At 72.4% G+C, this 18,829-nt stretch carries 18 protein-coding genes; 5 read left to right on the forward strand and 13 right to left on the reverse strand.

Translation table 11 applies throughout. The annotated features are described in order from the left end of the window. Positions 1-200: 200 nt before the first annotated feature. Complete coding sequence (locus tag ACZ3IG_RS18560) at positions 201-707, reverse strand: CGNR zinc finger domain-containing protein (protein WP_467433223.1); 507 nt, start codon at positions 705-707, stop codon at positions 201-203. Between the two features lie 98 nt (positions 708-805). Between ACZ3IG_RS18560 and ACZ3IG_RS18565 the strand changes: the two genes are divergently transcribed. After that, positions 806-1,165 (forward strand): VOC family protein, encoded by a 360-nt coding sequence (locus ACZ3IG_RS18565; RefSeq protein ID WP_467433224.1) that lies wholly within the window; start codon positions 806-808, stop codon positions 1,163-1,165. Between the two features lie 33 nt (positions 1,166-1,198). Then, positions 1,199-1,591: a VOC family protein gene (locus tag ACZ3IG_RS18570; protein WP_467433227.1), complete on the forward strand. Its 393-nt coding sequence runs from the start codon at positions 1,199-1,201 to the stop codon at positions 1,589-1,591. Between the two features lie 27 nt (positions 1,592-1,618). Here the strand turns inward: ACZ3IG_RS18570 and ACZ3IG_RS18575 are convergent, their stop codons facing one another. The 4 genes from ACZ3IG_RS18575 to ACZ3IG_RS18590 all read right to left on the reverse strand — a co-directional run bounded on the left by ACZ3IG_RS18575 (position 1,619) and on the right by ACZ3IG_RS18590 (position 5,723). After that, positions 1,619-2,749 carry a dipeptidase gene (locus ACZ3IG_RS18575; protein ID WP_467433228.1) on the reverse strand — a complete coding sequence of 377 codons (1,131 nt, stop codon included), beginning with the start codon at positions 2,747-2,749 and terminating at the stop codon, positions 1,619-1,621. A 119-nt stretch (positions 2,750-2,868) separates the two neighbouring features. Next, positions 2,869-4,047, reverse strand: coding sequence for a dipeptidase (locus ACZ3IG_RS18580; RefSeq protein WP_467433230.1), 1,179 nt, complete (start codon positions 4,045-4,047; stop codon positions 2,869-2,871). Positions 4,048-4,053: 6 nt separating this feature from the next. Continuing rightward, positions 4,054-4,584 (reverse strand): 5-(carboxyamino)imidazole ribonucleotide mutase, encoded by a 531-nt coding sequence (gene purE, locus ACZ3IG_RS18585; RefSeq protein WP_467433232.1) that lies wholly within the window; start codon positions 4,582-4,584, stop codon positions 4,054-4,056. Next, complete coding sequence (locus ACZ3IG_RS18590) at positions 4,581-5,723, reverse strand: 5-(carboxyamino)imidazole ribonucleotide synthase (protein ID WP_467433233.1); 1,143 nt, start codon at positions 5,721-5,723, stop codon at positions 4,581-4,583. Before ACZ3IG_RS18590 ends, purE begins: the two co-directional genes overlap by 4 nt. Positions 5,724-5,889: 166 nt before the next feature. Between ACZ3IG_RS18590 and ACZ3IG_RS18595 the strand changes: the two genes are divergently transcribed. Further along, positions 5,890-6,438: a GtrA family protein gene (locus tag ACZ3IG_RS18595; RefSeq protein ID WP_467433236.1), complete on the forward strand. Its 549-nt coding sequence runs from the start codon at positions 5,890-5,892 to the stop codon at positions 6,436-6,438. 10 nt (positions 6,439-6,448) lie between these two features. On the opposite strand, the gene ACZ3IG_RS18600 is transcribed toward ACZ3IG_RS18595, so the two are convergent. Beyond that, positions 6,449-7,723, reverse strand: coding sequence for an ATP-binding protein (locus tag ACZ3IG_RS18600; RefSeq protein ID WP_467433237.1), 1,275 nt, complete (start codon positions 7,721-7,723; stop codon positions 6,449-6,451). A 30-nt stretch (positions 7,724-7,753) separates the two neighbouring features. After that, complete coding sequence (locus tag ACZ3IG_RS18605) at positions 7,754-8,431, reverse strand: response regulator transcription factor (protein WP_215165007.1); 678 nt, start codon at positions 8,429-8,431, stop codon at positions 7,754-7,756. 512 nt (positions 8,432-8,943) lie between these two features. Between ACZ3IG_RS18605 and ACZ3IG_RS18610 the strand changes: the two genes are divergently transcribed. Next, a complete protein-coding gene (locus ACZ3IG_RS18610; RefSeq protein ID WP_467433238.1) occupies positions 8,944-10,440 on the forward strand; it encodes an oligopeptide:H+ symporter in 1,497 nt (498 codons plus the stop codon). Between the two features lie 351 nt (positions 10,441-10,791). Here the strand turns inward: ACZ3IG_RS18610 and ACZ3IG_RS18615 are convergent, their stop codons facing one another. Both ACZ3IG_RS18615 and ACZ3IG_RS18620 read right to left on the reverse strand, forming a co-directional pair. Then, positions 10,792-11,346 (reverse strand): ATP-binding protein, encoded by a 555-nt coding sequence (locus ACZ3IG_RS18615; protein ID WP_437087361.1) that lies wholly within the window; start codon positions 11,344-11,346, stop codon positions 10,792-10,794. A gap of 195 nt (positions 11,347-11,541) precedes the next feature. Next, a complete protein-coding gene (locus ACZ3IG_RS18620) occupies positions 11,542-11,919 on the reverse strand; it encodes an STAS domain-containing protein (RefSeq protein WP_467433240.1) in 378 nt (125 codons plus the stop codon). A gap of 252 nt (positions 11,920-12,171) precedes the next feature. Between ACZ3IG_RS18620 and ACZ3IG_RS18625 the strand changes: the two genes are divergently transcribed. Continuing rightward, the gene (locus tag ACZ3IG_RS18625) at positions 12,172-13,086 is read left to right on the forward strand and encodes an RNA polymerase sigma factor SigF (RefSeq protein WP_467433242.1); all 915 of its coding nucleotides are present in this window, start codon (positions 12,172-12,174) and stop codon (positions 13,084-13,086) included. Between the two features lie 102 nt (positions 13,087-13,188). Here ACZ3IG_RS18625 and hutI read toward each other — a convergent pair whose 3' ends face one another. Genes hutI through hutU form a run of 4 tightly spaced genes read right to left on the reverse strand, consistent with a single transcriptional unit; the run spans position 13,189 to position 18,696 of the window. Continuing rightward, entirely contained in the window at positions 13,189-14,391 is a 1,203-nt protein-coding gene (gene hutI / locus ACZ3IG_RS18630) for an imidazolonepropionase (RefSeq protein WP_467433243.1), read from the reverse strand. A gap of 23 nt (positions 14,392-14,414) precedes the next feature. Further along, complete coding sequence (locus ACZ3IG_RS18635) at positions 14,415-15,758, reverse strand: formimidoylglutamate deiminase (protein WP_467433245.1); 1,344 nt, start codon at positions 15,756-15,758, stop codon at positions 14,415-14,417. Continuing rightward, positions 15,755-16,981, reverse strand: coding sequence for an allantoate amidohydrolase (locus ACZ3IG_RS18640; RefSeq protein WP_467433246.1), 1,227 nt, complete (start codon positions 16,979-16,981; stop codon positions 15,755-15,757). Before ACZ3IG_RS18640 ends, ACZ3IG_RS18635 begins: the two co-directional genes overlap by 4 nt. Beyond that, positions 16,978-18,696 carry a urocanate hydratase gene (gene hutU / locus ACZ3IG_RS18645; protein WP_467433247.1) on the reverse strand — a complete coding sequence of 573 codons (1,719 nt, stop codon included), beginning with the start codon at positions 18,694-18,696 and terminating at the stop codon, positions 16,978-16,980. Before hutU ends, ACZ3IG_RS18640 begins: the two co-directional genes overlap by 4 nt. Between the last annotated feature and the right edge of the window lie 133 nt (positions 18,697-18,829).

Genomic DNA, 18,829 nt, shown 5'->3' on the forward strand with positions numbered 1-18,829 from the left:
GCGGTCGTGCGGGAGTCGTGAGGCGCTAGCACGGCAGCCGTGCGGCAGTCGTACGGGAGCCGCCCGGCAGTCGTACGGCAGCCGTGTGGCAGTTGTACGGGAGCCGCCCGGCAGCCGTGCGGGAGTCGTGAGGCGCTAGCGCGGCAGCCGTGCGGCAGTCGCGACCCACGCGCCCCTCGCACCACCCTTCGGCGCCGCGCTCACGCGCCCTTCGCGCGGTACCTCCGCATCTTGGCGCGCGCCCCGCACACCCGCATCGAGCACCAGCGTCCGCGCCCGGCCGGGCTGCGGTCGTAGTACGCCCAGAGACAGTCGGCCGCCTCGCACGCCTTCAGCCGCGTCCAGGTCCCTGCGACCAGCGCCTCGGCGACGGCGGCGGCGATCCGCGCGGTCAGAGACTTCGGCCGGGCCGGGGCGAGGGCGGCGGAGCCGTCGGCGTCGTCGACCGTCACCAGCAGGGGGCCCCGGGCCAGCAGCTCGCCCAGCGGCGTCACCGTGCGGTGCGGCGGATGGCCGGCGTGGGCGAGCAGGACGGCCCGCAGCGACTCGCGCAGTTCGACGGCGGCCGGCACCTCGTCCTCCGTGAGGCCGAACCGCGCCCGGCCCCCGGGCGTGCCGAGCGAGTCGGCGCCCGTCTCGACGTCCAGGGTGTTGACCAGGGACTCGACCAGCGCGAGGCCCCCCGGCGCGGGCGCTCTCTCACTCATGCCTGCGACGTTACCGCCAAATGGGATGCATGAAGTAACCGTTACTGGCTACTCTCCCTTTACCGGTAACCACCGGACCGGACTTCGAAGAGGAAGTCATGGCTGTCGCCGAACTGGGCGTCGTCGTCCTGGACTGTCCCGATCCCCACGCCCTGGCCGGTTTCTACGCCGAGGTGCTCGGCGGGACCGTCGAGGACCAGGGCGAGTGGGTCGACCTGAAGCTGCCGGGCGGGCAGGCACTGGCCTTCCAGGCCGCCCCCGGGTTCGTACCGCCGCAGTGGCCCTCGCCCGGCCACTCGCAGCAGTTCCACCTGGACCTGGACGTGCCCGACCTCGACGCGGCCGAGCGGGCCGTGCTGGCGCTGGGCGCGAAGCCGCTGGACACGGAGGACCGCGCCCGCAGCTTCCGGGTCTACGCGGACCCGGCCGGGCACCCGTTCTGCCTCTGCGCCAGTTGACCAATTGAACCGTTGACCAGGGAGGTTGCCCGCATGGCATCCGTGGCACGTTTCCGTTCCGTCGTCGTCGACTGTCCCGACCCGCGGGCGCTGGCCCGCTTCTACGCGCACATCGCGGGCGGCACGCCCGAGGAGGACGACCCCGACTGGGTGGTGCTCCCCGTCCCCGGCGGCCCCCGCGTCGCCTTCCAGCGGGCGCCGGCCCTGACCCCGCCGGAGTGGCCGCGCGCCGACCGCAACGCCCAGCAGTTCCACCTCGACTTCGACGGCGGGTCGACGTGGGAGGAGATGGACGCCGCGCACGAGAAGGTGCTGGCGCTGGGGGCCCGGGTGCTCGACGCGGAGGACCGGGAGAAGAAGGACTTCGTGGTGTACGCCGACCCGGCGGGGCACCCCTTCTGCCTGTGCCGGATCGAGCACCCGTAGGCCGGCACCGCCGTCGGCCTGCCGCCGTCAGCCGTCCAGGTCGGTGATGGTCGCCGTGGACGGCTGGCGCCGCACCTGGAAGGTCCGCGCGGTGAACGCCGCGTCGCGCAGCACCCGCTGGACGTTGCCCCAGGTCAGCAGCGCCACGTCGGCCTCGTCCCAGCCGCGCCGCAGCAGCTCGGCGACGATCCGGGGGTAGCAGGAGGGGTCGCCCAGCTCCTGCGGATGGGCGGTGCCGGTGTCGTACGTACCGGACAGGCCGACGCCCCGCGGGCCGGCGACGTCCCGGACGTGGTCGAGGTGGTCGGCGACGTCGCGGACGGTCGGGCCGGTCTGCTCGGCGGTCAGCGGCACCATGCACAGGCCCCCGGCCGCGCCCAGCTCGGCCAGCAGGTCGTCGGGGAGGTTGGCGGGGTGCGGGCGCAGGGCGCGGGCGGCGGAGCGGGTGCACAGCGCGGGCGCCTTGGAGACGGCGAAGGTGCGGCGGACCGTCGGCGCGGAGGCCCCGGAGAGGTCGACGATCATCCCGAGCCGGTTCATCTCGCGGACGACCTCCTCGCCGAACCGGGTCAGCCCGGCCTCGCCCGCCCAGGTGACCCCGGTCAGCGTGAGCACGCGCAGGCCGAGCAGGTGCAGCGAGCGCAGGATGCCGAGGGAGTCGCCGACGGCGGCGGCACCGGCGGGGCCGGGCAGCACGGCGACCCGGCCGCAGTTGCGGGCGTCGATGGCCTCGCCCGCGTCGTACGCCAGGCGCAGCCCCTCGGGGTGGTCCCGGACGACCGTGTTGACCAGGTCCAGCTGCTCCAGCGTGGCGCCGACGGCCCGGTCGCCGGCGAGCGCCTCGGGCAGGTGCAGGGACGCGAACAGCGCGCCGACGTGACCCTCACGCAGCCGGGGCACGTCGGTGCCGACGGCGGTCTCGCCGAGTTCCAGGTCGTACCAGGGCAGCTGCCTGAGCGCCCAGGGCAGCCCGCTGTACCCGTCGGCGACGGGGTGTGCGGAGAGTACGGCGCGCGCCCGTTCCAGCGGCACGGCGTCCGGGTCCGGGGCGGGTGGGCAGGGCTCCGGTGCGGGGACACGGGCGGGGGAGGGCGTGGGCAGGTCGTCCAGCTCGCCGGCCTCGGTACTCGGGTGCAGGTCGTCCTGGAGGTCTGCCATGGCGGGCTCCGTACGGTCGTCGTGCGATACCGACACCGTCGCACGGAGCGTGACGGGCTTCCTGGTGGGTGGGCCGTCAGGGGGTACGCCGCCCGGCGTACCCCCCGCGCGGCCCGGGGTCAGCCGTCGAGCGCGTCCAGCGTGGCGTTGGACGGCCCCCGGGTGGCCTTGAGGGACCGGGCCACGTCCTCCGCGTCACCCAGTACCCGTACCGCGTTCTTCCAGGTCAGCTTGGCCAGGTCGGCCTTGGACCAGCCCCGGTCGAGCAGCTCGGCGATCAGGTTGGGGTAGCCGGAGACGTCGTCGAGGCCGGCCGGGGTGAACGGCGTGCCGTCGTAGTCGCCGCCGATGCCGAGGTGGTCGACGCCGGCGACCTCGCGCATGTGGTCGAGGTGGTCGGCGACCGTGGCGACGGTGGCGACCGGACGCGGCCGGCTCTCCTCGAAGGCGCGGTGCACCTTCATCGCGTCCGGGCTGGTGTCCAGGTGGTGGAAGCCGTGCGCGCGCAGGTGCTCGTCGGCCTCGGCCGTCCAGTCCACGGCCGCCTGCAGCACGAACTTCGGCACGAACGTCACCATCGCCACGCCGCCGTTGGCGGGGAGGCGTTCCAGCACGTCGTCGGGGACGTTGCGGGGGTGGTCGCAGACGGCCCGCGCGGAGGAGTGGGAGAAGATGACGGGCGCCGTGGAGGTGTCCAGCGCGTCCCGCATGGTCGTCGCGGCGACGTGCGAGAGGTCGACCAGCATGCCCTCGCGGTTCATCTCGCGCACGACCTCGCGGCCGAAGGCCGACAGCCCGCCGACGCCGGGCTCGTCGGTCGCGGAGTCCGCCCACGCCACGTTGTCGTTGTGGGTGAGGGTCATGTAGCGCACGCCGAGCGCGTACAGGCCGCGCAGCGCGGCGAGGGAGTTGTCGATCGAGTGGCCGCCCTCCGCGCCCATCAGCGACGCGATCCGGCCCTCGGCCCGCGCGGCCTCCATGTCGGCGGCGGTCAGCGCGGCCCGCAGCTCGCCGGGGTGACGGTCGACGAGCCGCCGTACGCAGTCGATCTGCTCCAGCGTCGCGGTGAGCGCGCCGGGCAGGTCGGAGCGGACGTACACCGACCAGTACTGCGCGCCGACGCCGCCGGCCCGCAGCCGGGCCAGGTCGGTGTGCAGGTGGGCGGACTGGTCGGTGGCGATGTCGCGGGCGCCGAGGTCGTAGCGGACCTGTTCGCGCAGCGCCCAGGGCAGGTCGTTGTGGCCGTCGACGACGGGGAACTCGCGGAGCAGTTCGCGTGCCTCGTGCAGTGGGGTCATGGGTGGTTACTTCCCGAAACCGAAGGAGGCCGACCCCTCGGCCTTGGAGCGCAGCCGCTTGCCCTTCTCGGTGGCCTGGTCGTTCAGCTCCTGCTGGAACTCGCGCATCCGGCCCAGCAGCTCCTCGTCGTGCGCGGCGAGGATGCGGGCGGCCAGCAGTCCGGCGTTGCGGGCACCGCCGACGGAGACCGTGGCGACGGGCACCCCGGCGGGCATCTGCACGATCGACAGCAGCGAGTCCATGCCGTCGAGGTACTTCAGCGGGACGGGTACGCCGATGACCGGCAGCGGGGTGACCGAGGCCAGCATGCCGGGCAGGTGGGCGGCGCCGCCGGCCCCGGCGATGATCGCCTTCAGTCCGCGCCCGGCCGCCTCCTCGCCGTACGCGATCATCTCGCGGGGCATGCGGTGCGCGGAGACGACGTCGACCTCGTAGGCGATCTCGAACTCGTCGAGCGCCTTGGCGGCGGCCTCCATGACGGGCCAGTCGGAGTCCGACCCCATGACGATGCCCACAACCGGGCTGACCGGGCTCATTCGGTGATCGTCCCTCTCAGGTATCCGGCAGCGTGCCGGGCGCGCTCCAGGACGTCGTCCAGGTCGTCGCCGTAGGTGTTGACGTGCCCCACCTTGCGGCCCGGCTTCACGTCCTTGCCGTACATGTGGATCTTCAGCTGGGGGTCGCGGGCCATGCAGTGCAGGTACGCCGAGTACATGTCCGGGTAGTCGCCGCCGAGGACGTTGACCATGACCGTCCAGGGCGCGCGCGGGCGCGGGTCGCCGAGGGGGAGGTCGAGGACGGCGCGGACGTGGTTGGCGAACTGCGAGGTGATCGCGCCGTCCATCGACCAGTGGCCGGAGTTGTGCGGGCGCATCGCGAGTTCGTTGACGAGGATGCGGCCGTCGCGGGTCTGGAACAGCTCGACGGCGAGGTGGCCGACGACGCCGAGTTCCTTGGCGATGGACAGCGCCATCTCCTCGGCCCGCAGCGCCAGGTCCTCGTCGAGGCCGGGCGCGGGGGCGATGACGGTGTCGCAGACACCGTCGACCTGCCGGGACTCGACGACCGGGTAGGCGACGGCCTGGCCGTGCGGGGACCGTACGACGTTGGCGGCCAGCTCCCGGACGAAGTCGACCTTCTCCTCGGCGAGGACCGGCACACCCGCGCGGAACGGCTCGGCGGCCTCCGCCTCGGAGTCCACGACCCACACGCCCTTGCCGTCGTACCCGCCGCGCACGGTCTTCAGCACGACCGGAAATCCTCCCCCGCCCTCGGCGGCGAACGCGGCCACGTCGGCCGGGTCGCTCACGATCCGGTGCCGCGGGCACGGCACCCCGATCGCCGTGAGCCTCGCCCGCATCACGCCCTTGTCCTGGGCGTGCACCAGCGCGTCCGGGCCGGGGCGGACGGGGATGCCGTCCGCCTCCAGGGCCCGGAGGTGCTCGGTGGGCACGTGCTCGTGATCGAAGGTGATCACGTCACAGCCGCGCGCGAACTCACGGAGCGTGTCCAGGTCGCGGTAGTCGCCGACGACGACATCGCTCACCACCTGGGCCGCTGAGTCCTGGGGAGTGTCACTGAGGAGCTTGAACCTGATGCCCAACGGGATGCCCGCTTCGTGCGTCATACGCGCGAGCTGGCCCCCGCCGACCATGCCGACTACCGGGAACGTCACCCCCCTAGCGTATCGGCAGCCCGGGGGGAGGACGCTTCCCGGCCGTTCCGCCGGGCCGGAACCGTCCTGCCGGGATCTTCCCCGGTCGTCCACAGGAAATCAGCACGGTCGGGTGGTTAGCATGGCCGGGTTGACGCCAACCGACCGAGCGGGGGCCTGCACGACCATGGGACATGGTTCCTCGGCGCACACCGCGCCCCCGGAGGCACGCGGCACGCTGCGGCAGCGGCTCGAAGGCGTCCTGCGGGAGGTACTGAAGTTCGGCGCGGTCGGCGGCGCGGGCGTCCTGGTCAACCTGCTCGTCTTCAACCTGGTGCGGCACACGACCGACCTCCAGGTGGTCCGGGCCAGCATCGTGGCGACGGTCGTCTCCATCGTCTTCAACTACGTGGGCTTCCGCTACTTCACCTACCGGGACCGGGACAAGAGCGGCCGGACCAAGGAGATGTCCCTCTTCCTGCTGTTCAGCGCGGTCGGCCTGGTGATCGAGAACGGCGTGCTCTACACGGCGACGTACGGCTTCGGCTGGGACAGCCCGCTGCAGAGCAACATCTTCAAGTTCGTCGGCATCGGGGTGGCGACGCTGTTCCGCTTCTGGTCCTACCGGTCCTGGGTCTTCCGCGCCCTGCCCGCCCGAGACGCCGTCGCCCGCGCGGAATCGTTCCTGGAGCACGAGAGCCCGACCACGGTGCCCGCTCCGGGGCGCTCCCGCTGAGACCCGTTCCTCACCTGACCGTCCGGTCCGCCTCCGACGCCTCGGTCTCCGACGGCTGGGTGCGGGACAGGAACAGCCCGAAGACGGGCGGCTTGGACTGGAGCAGCTCCAGGCGTCCGCCGTCCGCCTCCGCGAGGTCGCGGGCGACGGCCAGCCCGATGCCCGTGGAGTTCCGTCCGCTGATGGTGCGCTCGAAGATCCGCGCGCCCAGGTCGGCGGGGACGCCCGGCCCCTCGTCGGTGACCTCGACCACGGCCTGGTTGCCGGTGACCCGGGTGCGCAGCGCGACCGTGCCGCCGCCGTGCATCAGCGAGTTCTCGATCAGCGCCGCCAGCACCTGGGCGACCGCGCCCGGCGTGCCCACGGCCGTCAGGTGCCGCTTGCCGGAGGAGACGATGGCCCGGCCCGCGCTGCGGTAGGCGGGGCGCCACTCGGCGATCTGCTGCTGGATGACGTCGTCCAGTTCGAAGACGACGGCGGAGCCGCTGCGCGGGTCGCGGGAGTTGGTCAGCAGCCGCTCGACGACGTCCGTGAGCCGCTCCACCTGGGCCAGCGCGATGGTCGCCTCCTCCTTCACCGTCTCCGGTTCGTCGGTGAGGGTGATCTCCTCCAGGCGCATCGACAGCGCGGTCAGCGGCGTACGCAGCTGGTGGGAGGCGTCGGCGGCCAGGCGGCGCTCGGCGGTGAGCATCCGGGCGATGCGCTCGGCGGAGGAGTCCAGCACGTCGGCGACCCGGTCCAGCTCGGGGACGCCGTACCGCTTGTGACGGGGGCGCGGGTCGCCGGAGCCGAGGCGTTCGGCGGTCTCGGCGAGGTCGGTGAGCGGGGAGGCGAGGCGGTTGGCCTGGCGGACCGCGAGCAGGACGGCGGCGATCACCGCGAGCAGCGCCACCAGCCCGATGATCAGCAGGGTGCGGCCGACCTCGCGGGTCACCGAGGAGCGCGGCTCCTGGACGATGACCGTCTCGCCCTCCTCGCCGGTGGCCTCGCCCCGGATGACCTCGCCGGTCGGCTCGCTGCCGATCTCGATGAGCGGCTTCCCGGGGATGCGGATCGCGGCGTACCGGTTGCCCTCGACCTGGCCGCGCAGGACCTCGGCGTCGACGTTGCCAGTGCCCAGCAGCCGGCTGTCCACGATGCTGGCCAGCCGGGCCGCCTCCAGGTCCACCCGTTCCTGGGCCGTGCTGCTGATCGTCTGCGTCTCGACGATGACCAGGGAGACGCCGAAGACGGCGATCACGACGAGCACCACGGCGAGCGTGGACTGGATCAGTCGACGGCGCATGTCCTCTTATCCATGACCCGTGTACGAATCTCAGTTCTTCTCGAAGCGGAAGCCCACGCCCCGCACGGTGGCGATGTAGCGCGGGTTGGCCGCGTCGTCGCCCAGCTTCTTGCGCAGCCAGGAGATGTGCATGTCGAGGGTCTTGGTCGACGACCACCAGGTGGTGTCCCAGACCTCGCGCATCAGCTGGTCGCGGGTGACGACCCGGCCGGCGTCGCGCACCAGCACCCGCAGCAGGTCGAACTCCTTGGCGGTGAGCTGGAGCTCCTCGTCGCCCATCCAGGCACGGTGCGACTCGACGTCGATGCGCACGCCGTGCGTGGCGGGCGGCTGCTGGGGTTCGGTGGCGCCGCGCCGCAGCAGGGCCCGGACCCGGGCGAGCAGCTCGGCGAGGCGGAAGGGCTTGGTGACGTAGTCGTCGGCGCCCGCGTCCAGGCCGACGACGGTGTCCACCTCGTCGGCGCGCGCGGTCAGGATGAGGATCGGCACCGAGTGGCCCTCGGAACGCAGCCGGCGGGCGACCTCCAGGCCGTCCATGCCGGGCAGGCCCAGGTCCAGTACGACCAGGTCCACACCGCCCTGCATCCCGGCGTCGAGCGCCGTGGGTCCGTCCTCACGCACCTCGACCTCGTACCCTTCCCGGCGCAGTGCGCGGGCCAGCGGCTCCGAGATGGACGCGTCGTCCTCGGCGAGCAGTACACGGGTCATGACCCGATGGTAGTCCGCCCGGAACAACGTCCGAGGTGAGATCGGTGCGGGCCGCCCTTACCTCCCGACATGCCGGACACGTTCCCGATTCCGCGCGGCGGGACCGATCCTGCGGGAGACATCGGAATGTAGTATTCCGGTTCCATCACTCCCTGTGATACGTATCTCAAGTCCTTCCATACCGGGCAGTACCTTGCCTTATGGTGGACAAACGCCTGTAGCACCACAGGGACCTTTGGCGGCTCCGGCTTTCACAGGCTGACGCCGAAGGTCCTTCTCGTGTGTGCGGGCCGGCCGTCCGCCGGCCTTGAAAGGAATGACCTGTGGCCGGGCCTCGCAGCGCAGAGCCGCGCGCCGAGGCGTGGATCCCGGTGGTCACCGTCCACCGCCCCGTGATCCGGGGCGGACTCCCCGTAGGCGTGGGGTGGACGGCCCGACCCGCCGGTGCCGGCCTGCCCCCCACCGGGCGCGCATCGCCTCCGTGAGCGCGTCCCGACCAGCAAGGATCGACCATGGCGTCCAGCCTGACGAAGGACTCGGTCACCCCGGGCACCCCCGGCTCCGAGAAGTCCTTCTTCGGCCACCCCCGGGGTCTGGCCACCCTCTTCATGACCGAGATGTGGGAGCGTTTCTCCTACTACGGCATGAGGGCTCTGCTCCCGCTGTACCTCGTGGCCCCGGGCGGCCTGGGCATGAACGCCGGCACCGCCACCGCGATCTACTCGGTGTACCTCTCGCTGGTGTACCTGCTCACGATGCCGGGCGGATGGTTCGGCGACCGCGTGTGGGGTCCGCGCAAGACCGTCGCCATCGCCGGCGGCGTCATCATGCTCGGCCACCTCACCCTGGCCCTGCCCTCCTCCGGCACGTTCTTCGCCGGCCTCGGCCTGGTCGCCATCGGCTCGGGCCTGCTGAAGGCCAACATCTCCACGATGGTCGGCCACCTCTACCAGGGCCCCGACGACCCGCGCCGGGACGGTGGCTTCACCGTCTTCTACATGGGCATCAACCTCGGCGCCTTCGTCGCGCCGCTGGTCATCGGCACCATCGGCGAGAGCGTCAACTGGCACCTGGGCTTCGCGCTGGCCGCGGTGGGCATGGCGATCGGTGTCGCCCAGTTCCTGATGGGCAGCCGCCACCTCGACCCGCACTCCAGCGTCGTCCCCAAGCCGCTGTCGTCCGCCGAGAAGACCTCGACGCTGCGCAAGGCCGCGTTCTGGGCCGCCGTCGCGGTCGTCTTCTACGCGGTCGTCGGCTTCTCCGGCCACTACACGCTGAACTGGATCCTGGTCCCGCTGACCCTGCTCGGCGTGATCATCCCGATCCTGGTGCTGACCCGCATCAAGCGCGACAAGTCCCTGGACCGTGCCGAGCAGTCGAAGATGTCCGCGTACATCTGGTTCTTCGTCGCCGCAGCCGTCTTCTGGATGATCTACGACCAGGGCGGCTCGACCCTGTCGATCTTCGCCGAGTCCTCCGCCGAGAACAGCGTCCTGGGCTGGTCGTTCCCGGTCTCCTGGTACCAGTCGGTCAACCCGGTCATCATCATGGCGCTGGCCCCGGTCTTCGCGACGCTGTGGCTGGCGCTGGCCCGGCGCGGCAAGGAGCCGAGCACGGTCGTGAAGTTCTCGTTCGGCCTGGTGCTGATCGGCGCGTCCTTCTTCCTCTTCCTCGCCCCGCTGGCGATCGCGGGCGGCGGCCACAAGGCCGCGGCGCTGTGGCTGGTGGCGATCTACTTCGTCCAGACCTGCGGTGAGCTGCTGCTCTCCCCGGTCGGCCTGTCGGTGACGACGAAGATGGCGCCGGTGAAGTACGCCTCGCAGATGATGGGCGTCTGGTTCCTGGCGGTCACCGCCGGTGACGCGACCACGGGCCTGCTCTCCATCGCCGGCGTCGACCTGAACAAGACCGGCATCGTCGCCGCGGAGGCCACCCTCGCCGTGGTCGCCGGTGTGGCGGTGTGGATGTACCGCAAGCGCGTCAGGACGCTGATGGGCGACGTCCACTGAGACCTGCCGGTCCGGCTTCGTCCGGCTTTCCGACGGAGGGTCACCGTGTCCTTGGGGCGCGGTGGCCCTTCGGGGTTTCGTGGGGCTGGCGGAGCCTTCGGGGCCCGGGTGCTGTCGGGGTGCCGGAGCCGTGGGAGCGCCGGGTGCTGTCGGGGCGCCCCAGCCGTGGGAGCGCCGGGTGCTGTCGGGGTGCCGGAGCCGTGGGAGCGCCGGGTGTTGTCGGGGTGCCGGGGGCGGGGTGCCGGGCCCGCGCGGAAAGCCACCGGGCCCCGTGGAGGGCCCCGTGGAGGTCCTCGTGGAGGTCCTCGTGGAGGTCTCCAACCGCAGGGCCTTTCGCCCGCGGGGTCTCGCCTACGCCGGCGCGGCCAGCTCCGCCCACACGGTCTTGCCCGCGACGCCCGGGGACCGCACGACCCCCCAGTCGAGGCAGAGCCGCTGCACGATGAACATGCCGTGGCCGCCGGGGCGTCCGGCGCGGTGCGGTGTGCGGGGGGCCGGCTGGCCCGTGCCCCGGTCGGAGACCTCCAGCCGGATCACCTTGCGGTCGCGGCTGATCGACAGCTCGTCCGGGCCCTCGGCGTGCAGGCAGGCGTTGGTGACCAGTTCGGAGACGACCAGCAGGACGTCCTCGGCGGCGGCCCGCTGGTCGGCCGAGTCGGCCGGCAGCCAGCCCCACGCGTACAGCGCCTGGCGGGTGAAGTCACGGGCGAGCGGTACGACACCGCTCGCGCCGTCGAAGCTCAGCCTGCGGGACTGGCCACCGGTGGCGGCAGCCGTCTGCGCGCCCACGTGCCCTTCGGACGCCCCGGTCACGGGCATACCCCCCTCGGGCGCCCCGGAGGCGCCGGAAGCGCCGCTGGGCTCCGGACCGCGGTCGCCCGGCGAGTAGGGCCGGGTGGTGCTCATCAGCGCTTCACCTCACCGATTCACCAATTCATGATTCAACGTCGTACACAGCCGGTAGGCCGGCCGACCTGTTCAGGTTGTCTCCTGCCCGACCGGACCGACGGAACACCCCTGTATTGGGCAGGAAACACAGGGCGGGCCGGAACCACCGGTCACAGGGGACGCGCGAGACGTCCCGCCGGCCCGTGGGGCGGCTCAGCCGCTCTCGTCCGCCAGGGCCGCCCCAAGGGTGTCATGAACGGTGAAGACGGCGTCCGCACCAGTGATCTCGAAGACCCTCGCCACCACGGGCCGCATGCCGGCCAGATGGACACCACCCCCCGCGGCCTCCGCCTTCAGTCGCGCGCCGAGCAGGACGTTGAGCCCCGTGGAGTCGCAGAACTCCAGACGCGAGCAGTCGACGACAAGCCGACTGAAACCCTTGTCCAGGCAGTCGTCCAGAGGCTCGCGCAACAGATCGGCGGTGTGGTGATCCAACTCACCCGCCGGGGTCACGACGGCACTGAGGCCTTCCTGCCGCACCTCCACCAGAAGCCGGCCAGACTGTGCGCTGCCGACCGTCCCGCGGTCCATGCCGTCTCTCTCTCCCGACGTCGAGGCTGCTTACTGACGCCCTCGAACACTACGCCTTCTGTACGTCGTTCAACACCCGAACATCCGCACAGAAACGGACATACACGAACAAAAAGCACTTGCGGTGGGCTCGGTGAAGCCGGTAGGGCTAGTAAGAACACGCAACCGACACGGCCGGCTTTGGAGGCGCCGCACACCGCAGTGCACGTATTTGGCTTCGGCAGCCGCATGCCGAGAACGATGGAGGACATCATGTCACCCCGGCTCGACGGATCGCGTACCCAGTCAGCGACGTCGACACCCCCTCCGGAACATCTGGATCCCATCGACCACTTCGAGCGAGCCGTCGAGCACGACGGCGCCCTCGCCGGGCTTCCGGACATCCCCGCGTACGACGAGGTCGCCCCGGCGGACGCCCGGGCCCTGTCCAAGACCCTTTTCGAGCGCCTGGAGTCGCTGGAGGAAGGCACGCACGAGTACGCGTACGTACGCAACACGCTCGTCGAGCTCAACCTCGCGCTGGTCAAGTTCGCCGCCTCCCGCTTCCGCTCGCGCAGCGAGCCGATGGAGGACATCATCCAGGTCGGCACGATCGGCCTGATCAAGGCGATCGACCGCTTCGAACTGTCGCGGGGCGTGGAGTTCCCCACGTTCGCCATGCCGACCATCATCGGCGAGATCAAGCGGTTCTTCCGCGACACCTCCTGGTCCGTGCGCGTCCCGCGCCGCCTCCAGGAACTGCGCCTGGACCTGGCCAAGGCCGGTGACGAACTGGCCCAGCAGCTCGACCGCGCGCCGACGGTGGCCGAGCTGGCCGAGCGCCTCGGCATAACCAACGACGAGGTCGTCGAGGGCATGGCCGCGTCGAACGCGTACACCGCCGCCTCGCTGGACGCCCAGCCGGAGGAGGACGACGCCGAGGGCGCGCTCGCGGACCGGATCGGTTACGAGGACCACGGGCTCGAAGGCATCGAGTACGTCGAGTCGTTGAAGCCCATGATCGCCGAACTGCCGCCGCGCGACCGGAAGATCCTCTCCCTCCGCTTCGTCGCGGGCATGACCCAGTCGGAGATCGGCGAGGAACTGGGCATCTCCCAGATGCACGTCTCCCGCCTGCTGTCGCGGACGCTGGTGAAACTGCGCAAGGGGCTGACGGTCGAGGAGTGACCTCGGCCGTGGCCACGGCCGGGTGACGGCCGTGCTGTCACGAGAGGGGCGGTCCGCGCGGACCGCCCCTTCGTGCTGTCGCGCACGCCCCTCGCGCCGCCGTCACACCGCGCGCACGCCCCGCCGCCACACCCCCACGACCAGCGGTACGCCGGGCCGGTACGCCAAGTGCACGTGGCTCGGGGCGTCCAGCAGGATCAGGTCGGCGTACGCCCCCGGCGTGAGACGGCCGATGTCGTCCCGGCGCAGGGCCGCCGCGCCGCCCGCCGTGGCCGACCACACCGCCTCGTCCGGGGTCATCCCCATGTCCCGTACGGCGAGGGCGACGCAGAACGGCACCGAGGACGTGAAGGACGAGCCGGGGTTGCAGTCCGTGGAGAGGGCGACCGTGACGCCCGCGTCGAGCAGGCGCCGGGCGTCCGGCCAGGCGGCGCGAGTGGAGAACTCGGCGCCGGGCAGCAGCGTGGCGACCGTACGGCTGTTGGCGAGGGCGTCCACGTCGGCGTCGGTGAGGTGGGTGCAGTGGTCGGCGCTGGCCGCGTCGAGTTCGACGGCGAGCCGCACGCCGGGGCCGTGGGAGAGCTGGTTGGCGTGGATACGGGGGTGCAGGCCCTTGGCCTTGCCCGCGGTGAGGACCGCGCGGGCCTGGTCCCCGTCGAAGGCGCCCCGCTCGCAGAAGACGTCGATCCAACGGGCGTACGGGGCGCAGGCGTCGAGCATCTCACCGGTGACGAGGGCGACGTAGGCGGCGGGGTCGTCGGCGTGTTCGGGGGCGACGATGTGGGCGCCGAGGAAGGTGACCTCGTCGGTGTGGCGGGCGGCGATGCGCAGGGCACGGGACTCGTCGGCGGTGGTCAGACCGTACCCGGACTTGGTCTCGAAGGTCGTGGTGCCCTGGCGGAGGGCCTCGGCGAGGTGACGGGTGAGGCCGGCTTCCAGTTCCGCGTCGGTCGCGGCGCGGGTGGCGGCGACGGTGGTGCGGATGCCGCCCGCGCTGTAGGGGCGGCCGGACATGCGGGCGTTGAACTCCTCGGTGCGGTCGCCCGCGAAGAGCAGGTGGGAGTGGGAGTCCACGAAGCCCGGCAGAACGGCCCGGCCGCCGGCGTCGACCCGATTGTCAGTGGCGGGTGCTTTGCTGGATTCACCGGTCCACGCGACACGGTCGCCGTCGATGACGACGGCCGCGTCCCGGATCAGGCCCAGGGGGGTTCCGTCGTCGAGGGAGGGGTCGTTGGTGACCAGCGTGGCGATGTTGGTGATGACGGTGCTGCCGGTGCTGCTGGTACTGGTGCTGCTGGTGCTCATGGTGTCCTTCGCGGTCGGCGTCGTCAGGCGCGCAGGGCCGCCACGGCCCGCGCCAGTGCTCGCGGCACGTCCGGTACGAGGGTGTGCGCCCCGTCGCGCACGACGTGCCGTCCGCCGACGACCGTGTGCCGTACGTCCGCCGCGGTCGCCGCGAATACGGCCGCCTCGGCGCCGAGCCTGGGCGGCGGTCCCGCTGTTCTGACCGAGTCCAGGGCGACGGTCGTCAGGTCCGCGCGGGCGCCGGTCTCGATGGCGCCGGCGTCGTCCCAGCCGAGCGCCGCGTGACCGTCGGCGGTGGCGGCGCGCAGCAGTGCGGTGACCGTCCAGTGGCCCCGGGTACGGGTGCGCAGCCGTTCGTTCAGCTCCATCGCGCGCGCCTCTTCGAGCAGGTCGATGACGGCGTGGCTGTCGGAGCCGAGGGAGAGGGGTGAGCCCGCTCGCTGGAGGGCGGTGGCGGGTCCGATGCCGTCCGCGAGGTCCCGTTCGGTGGTCGGGCACATACAGGTACCGGTGCCGGTGGAGCCGATCAGCGCGATGTCGGCGTCGGTGAGGTGCGTGTTGTGGACGCCGGTGGTGCGCGGCCCGAGCACGCCGTGGTCGGCGAGCAGCCGGGCGGGGGTGCGGCCGTGGGCGGCCCGGCAGGCGTCGTTCTCGGCGGTCTGCTCGGACAGGTGGACGTGGAGCGGGGCCCGCCGCCGCTCGGCCCATTCGGCCACGGTCGCCAACTGGTCGGCGGGCACGGCCCGCACCGAGTGCACGGCGGCCCCGATCCGCGCGTGATCGTGTTCCTTGAGAACTGAACAGCGTGCTGCCCAGTCCTCCGCGCTCCCGTCGGAGAAGCGGAGCTGGTGCGCGGTGGGCGGCTGCCCGAAACCGGCGGAGAGGTAGCAGGTGTCGAGGAGGGTGATGCGGACGCCGGCGTCGGCGGCGGCCTCGATCAGCGCCTCGCCCATGGCGTTGGGGTCGGCGTAGGGCGTGCCGCCGGGGGCGTGGTGCACGTAGTGGAACTCGCCGACGGTGGTGATGCCGGCCAGGGCCATCTCGGCGTACACGGCCCGGGCGAGGGCGTGGTAGGTGTCCGGGGTGAGGCGGTCGGCGACGGAGTACATCACCTCGCGCCAGGTCCAGAAAGTGCCGGAGCCCACCTGGACGGTGCCGCGCAGGGCGCGGTGGAAGGCGTGGCTGTGGGCGTTGGCCAGCCCCGGCAGGGTCAGTCCGCGCAGGATCTCGGCGCCGGGCGGCGGGGTGCCGGTCCCGGTGCGGACGGCACGGACGCGTCCGTCGGCCACGTCGACGGCGACGCCCGGTTCGACGTGAGCGCCGAGCCAGGCGTGTTCGAGCCAGTACGTGCGCTGGGGGCCGGTCACGGGCACGCGAGTCCTTCCAGTACGTCGGCGAGGGCGAGTACCCCGGCCGCGCAGTCGTCCTCGGTGGCGGCCTCGGCCGGGGAGTGCGAGACGCCGGTGGGGTTGCGCACGAACAGCATGGCGGTCGGGACGCGTGCGGAGAGGATTCCGGCGTCGTGTCCGGCGCCCGTGCCGAGGACGGGCACCTTCAGGTCCGTGCCGGCGCCTTCGGTGCCGAGGATGCGGGCGAGTTCGTCGCGCAGGGCGTGGTCGAACCGGACGACCGGGGTGAAGGACTCCCGGGCGACGGTGAGGCCGACGCCGTGGGCCTCGGCGTGGGCGCGGGCGGCCCGCTCGATGGAGCCGACCACGGCGTCCAGGGTCTCCTGTCCCTCCGCCCGGGAGTCCAGCCAGCCGCGCACCAGGGACGGCACGGCGTTGACGCCGTTCGGCTCCACGGCGACCTTGCCGAAGGTGGCGACGGCACCGGCGAGTGCGGCCTCCCGGCGGGCGGCGAGCACGGTCTCGGCGTACGGCAGCATCGGGTCGTGCCGGTCGGTGAGGCGGGTGGTGCCGGCGTGGTTGGCCTCGCCGCGGAAGTCGAACCGCCAGCGTCCGTGCGGCCAGATGGCGGAGGCGATGCCGACCGGGTCGCCGGACAGGTCCAGGGCGCGGCCCTGTTCGACGTGGAGCTCGACGAAGGCACCGATGCGGGCGAGCCGCTCCGGGTCCGGGCCGATGGCGTCCGGGTCGTAGCCGGCGGCCTCCATGGCGTGCGGGAGGGTGATGCCGTCGGCGTCGGTGAGGCGGTGGGCCTCGGCCGCGGTGAGCGCTCCGGTGGTGAGGCGGGAGCCGACGCAGGCCAGGCCGAAGCGGGCGCCCTCCTCGTCGCCGAAGTTGACGATGCCGAGCGGCTTGGCGAACCGCGCTCCCCGGTGGCGCAGTTCGTCCAGCGCGGCGAAGGCGGAGACCACGCCCAGGGGACCGTCGAAGGCGCCGCCGTCGGGTACGGAGTCCAGGTGGGAGCCGGTGACGACGGCGTCCCCGGCGGCCGGGTCACCGAGCCAGGCCCACTGGTTGCCGTTGCGGTCGGTCTCGTAGGCCAGGCCGCGCGTCTCGGCCTGGTCCCGGAACCAGGCCCGGCAGTCGCCGTCGGCGCCGCTCCAGGCGAACCGCCGGTAGCCGCCGGAGACGGAGCCGCGGCCGACCGGCAGCAGCTCGGCCCACATGCGGTGGAAGCTCACGCGTCGCCGCCCTCGCGCACGTCGCCGCCCTCGCGCGTGTCGCCGCCCTCGCGCGTGTCGCCGCCCTCGCGCATGGGGACGCGGACGCCGCGCTCCTCGGCGACCGACTCCGCGATGTCGTACCCGGCGTCCACGTGCCGGATGACGCCCATGCCGGGATCGTTGGTGAGCACGCGGCGGATCTTCTCCCCGGCGAGCGGCGTGCCGTCGGCGACCGTCACCTGCCCGGCGTGGATCGAACGCCCCATGCCGACGCCGCCGCCGTGGTGGACCGACACCCAGGAGGCCCCGGAGGCGACGTTGACCATGGCGTTGAGCAGCGGCCAGTCGGCGATCGCGTCGGAGCCGTCGCGCATCGCCTCGGTCTCCCGGTACGGGGAGGCGACGGAACCGCAGTCCAGGTGGTCGCGGCCGATGACGACGGGCGCGGCCAGCTCGCCGCTCGCGACCATGTCGTTGAACCGCTCACCGGCCTTGTCGCGCTCGCCGTAGCCGAGCCAGCAGATGCGCGCGGGCAGTCCCTGGAAGTGGACCCGCTCCCCGGCCATCCTGATCCAGCGGGCCAGCGACTCGTTCTCGGGGAAGAGGTCGAGGACCGCCCGGTCCGTCCGGGCGATGTCGGCCGGGTCGCCGGAGAGGGCGGCCCAGCGGAAGGGGCCCTTGCCCTCGCAGAAGAGGGGGCGGATGTAGGCGGGGACGAAGCCGGGGAAGGCGAAGGCCCGGTCGTAGCCGGCGAGCCGGGCCTCGCCGCGGATGGAGTTGCCGTAGTCGAACACCTCGGCGCCGGCGTCCTGGAAGCCGACCATCGCCTCCACGTGCCGGGCCATGGACGCGCGGGCGCGGGCGGTGAAACCCGCCGGGTCCTTGGCGGCGGCGTCCGCCATCTCCTCGAAGGCGACTCCGGTGGGCAGGTAGGCCAACGGGTCGTGGGCGGAGGTCTGGTCGGTGACGATGTCGATCGGCGCGCTCATGGCGAGGAGCCGCGGCACGACCTCGGCGGCGTTGCCGAGCAGGCCGACGGAGAGCGGGCGGCGGGCGTCCCGGGCCTCGACGGCCAGTTGGAGGGCGTGGTCGAGGGAGTCGGCGCGGACGTCCAGGTAGCGGTGGTCGATACGGCGGTCGATGGCGCGCGGGTCGCAGTCGACGCAGATCGCGACGCCGTCGTTCATGGTGACCGCGAGGGGCTGGGCACCGCCCATGCCGCCGAGTCCGGCGGTGAGGGTGATGGTCCCGGCGAGGGTGCCGCCGAACTTCTTGGCCGCGACGGCGGCGAAGGTCTCGTAGGTGCCCTGGAGGATGCCCTGGGTGCCGATGTAGATCCAGGAGCCGGCCGTCATCTGCCCGTACATGGTCAGGCCGAGGGCCTCCAGGCGGCGGAACTCCTCCCAGTTGGCCCAGTCGCCGACGAGGTTGGAGTTGGCGATGAGGACGCGCGGGGCCCACTCGTGGGTCTGCATGACGCCGACCGGGCGGCCGGACTGGACCAGCATCGTCTCGTCCTGCTTGAGGGTCCGCAGCGTCCGCACCATCGCGTCGAAGGACCGCCAGTCGCGGGCGGCCTTGCCGGTGCCGCCGTAGACGACGAGCCGGTCGGGGTGCTCGGCGACCTCCGGGTCGAGGTTGTTCTGCAGCATCCGCAGGGCGGCCTCCTGCTGCCATCCCGGGGCGCTCGGCTGTGTGCCGCGCGGCGCACGGACGGGACGGGGTCCTGACATGGCTGCCTCCTGAGGCGGGCTCTCCGCGGATGTCGCTGCTTCTGCGTTCTGCTTCCGCTTCTACTTCTATTCACATCCTCACTTCCTGAATATAGCTAGTCAATACGTCGTGGGGCCCGCGTCCGCGGCCCAT

It is taken from the genome of Streptomyces sp. NPDC016677 (genome assembly GCF_055562815.1).

Bases quoted from the DNA above. Each gene is read 5' to 3' on its own strand.
- ACZ3IG_RS18560 (WP_467433223.1), bottom strand. From the start codon at position 707: ATGAGTGAGAGAGCGCCCGCGCCGGGGGGCCTCGCGCTGGTCGAGTCC.
- ACZ3IG_RS18565 (WP_467433224.1), top strand. From the start codon at position 806: ATGGCTGTCGCCGAACTGGGCGTCGTCGTCCTGGACTGTCCCGATCCC.
- ACZ3IG_RS18570 (WP_467433227.1), top strand. From the start codon at position 1,199: ATGGCATCCGTGGCACGTTTCCGTTCCGTCGTCGTCGACTGTCCCGAC.
- ACZ3IG_RS18575 (WP_467433228.1), bottom strand. From the start codon at position 2,749: ATGGCAGACCTCCAGGACGACCTGCACCCGAGTACCGAGGCCGGCGAG.
- ACZ3IG_RS18580 (WP_467433230.1), bottom strand. From the start codon at position 4,047: ATGACCCCACTGCACGAGGCACGCGAACTGCTCCGCGAGTTCCCCGTC.
- purE (WP_467433232.1), bottom strand. From the start codon at position 4,584: ATGAGCCCGGTCAGCCCGGTTGTGGGCATCGTCATGGGGTCGGACTCC.
- ACZ3IG_RS18595 (WP_467433236.1), top strand. From the start codon at position 5,890: ATGGGACATGGTTCCTCGGCGCACACCGCGCCCCCGGAGGCACGCGGC.
- ACZ3IG_RS18600 (WP_467433237.1), bottom strand. From the start codon at position 7,723: ATGCGCCGTCGACTGATCCAGTCCACGCTCGCCGTGGTGCTCGTCGTG.
- ACZ3IG_RS18605 (WP_215165007.1), bottom strand. From the start codon at position 8,431: ATGACCCGTGTACTGCTCGCCGAGGACGACGCGTCCATCTCGGAGCCG.
- ACZ3IG_RS18610 (WP_467433238.1), top strand. From the start codon at position 8,944: ATGGCGTCCAGCCTGACGAAGGACTCGGTCACCCCGGGCACCCCCGGC.
- ACZ3IG_RS18615 (WP_437087361.1), bottom strand. From the start codon at position 11,346: ATGAGCACCACCCGGCCCTACTCGCCGGGCGACCGCGGTCCGGAGCCC.
- ACZ3IG_RS18620 (WP_467433240.1), bottom strand. From the start codon at position 11,919: ATGGACCGCGGGACGGTCGGCAGCGCACAGTCTGGCCGGCTTCTGGTG.
- ACZ3IG_RS18625 (WP_467433242.1), top strand. From the start codon at position 12,172: ATGTCACCCCGGCTCGACGGATCGCGTACCCAGTCAGCGACGTCGACA.
- hutI (WP_467433243.1), bottom strand. From the start codon at position 14,391: ATGAGCACCAGCAGCACCAGTACCAGCAGCACCGGCAGCACCGTCATC.
- hutU (WP_467433247.1), bottom strand. From the start codon at position 18,696: ATGTCAGGACCCCGTCCCGTCCGTGCGCCGCGCGGCACACAGCCGAGC.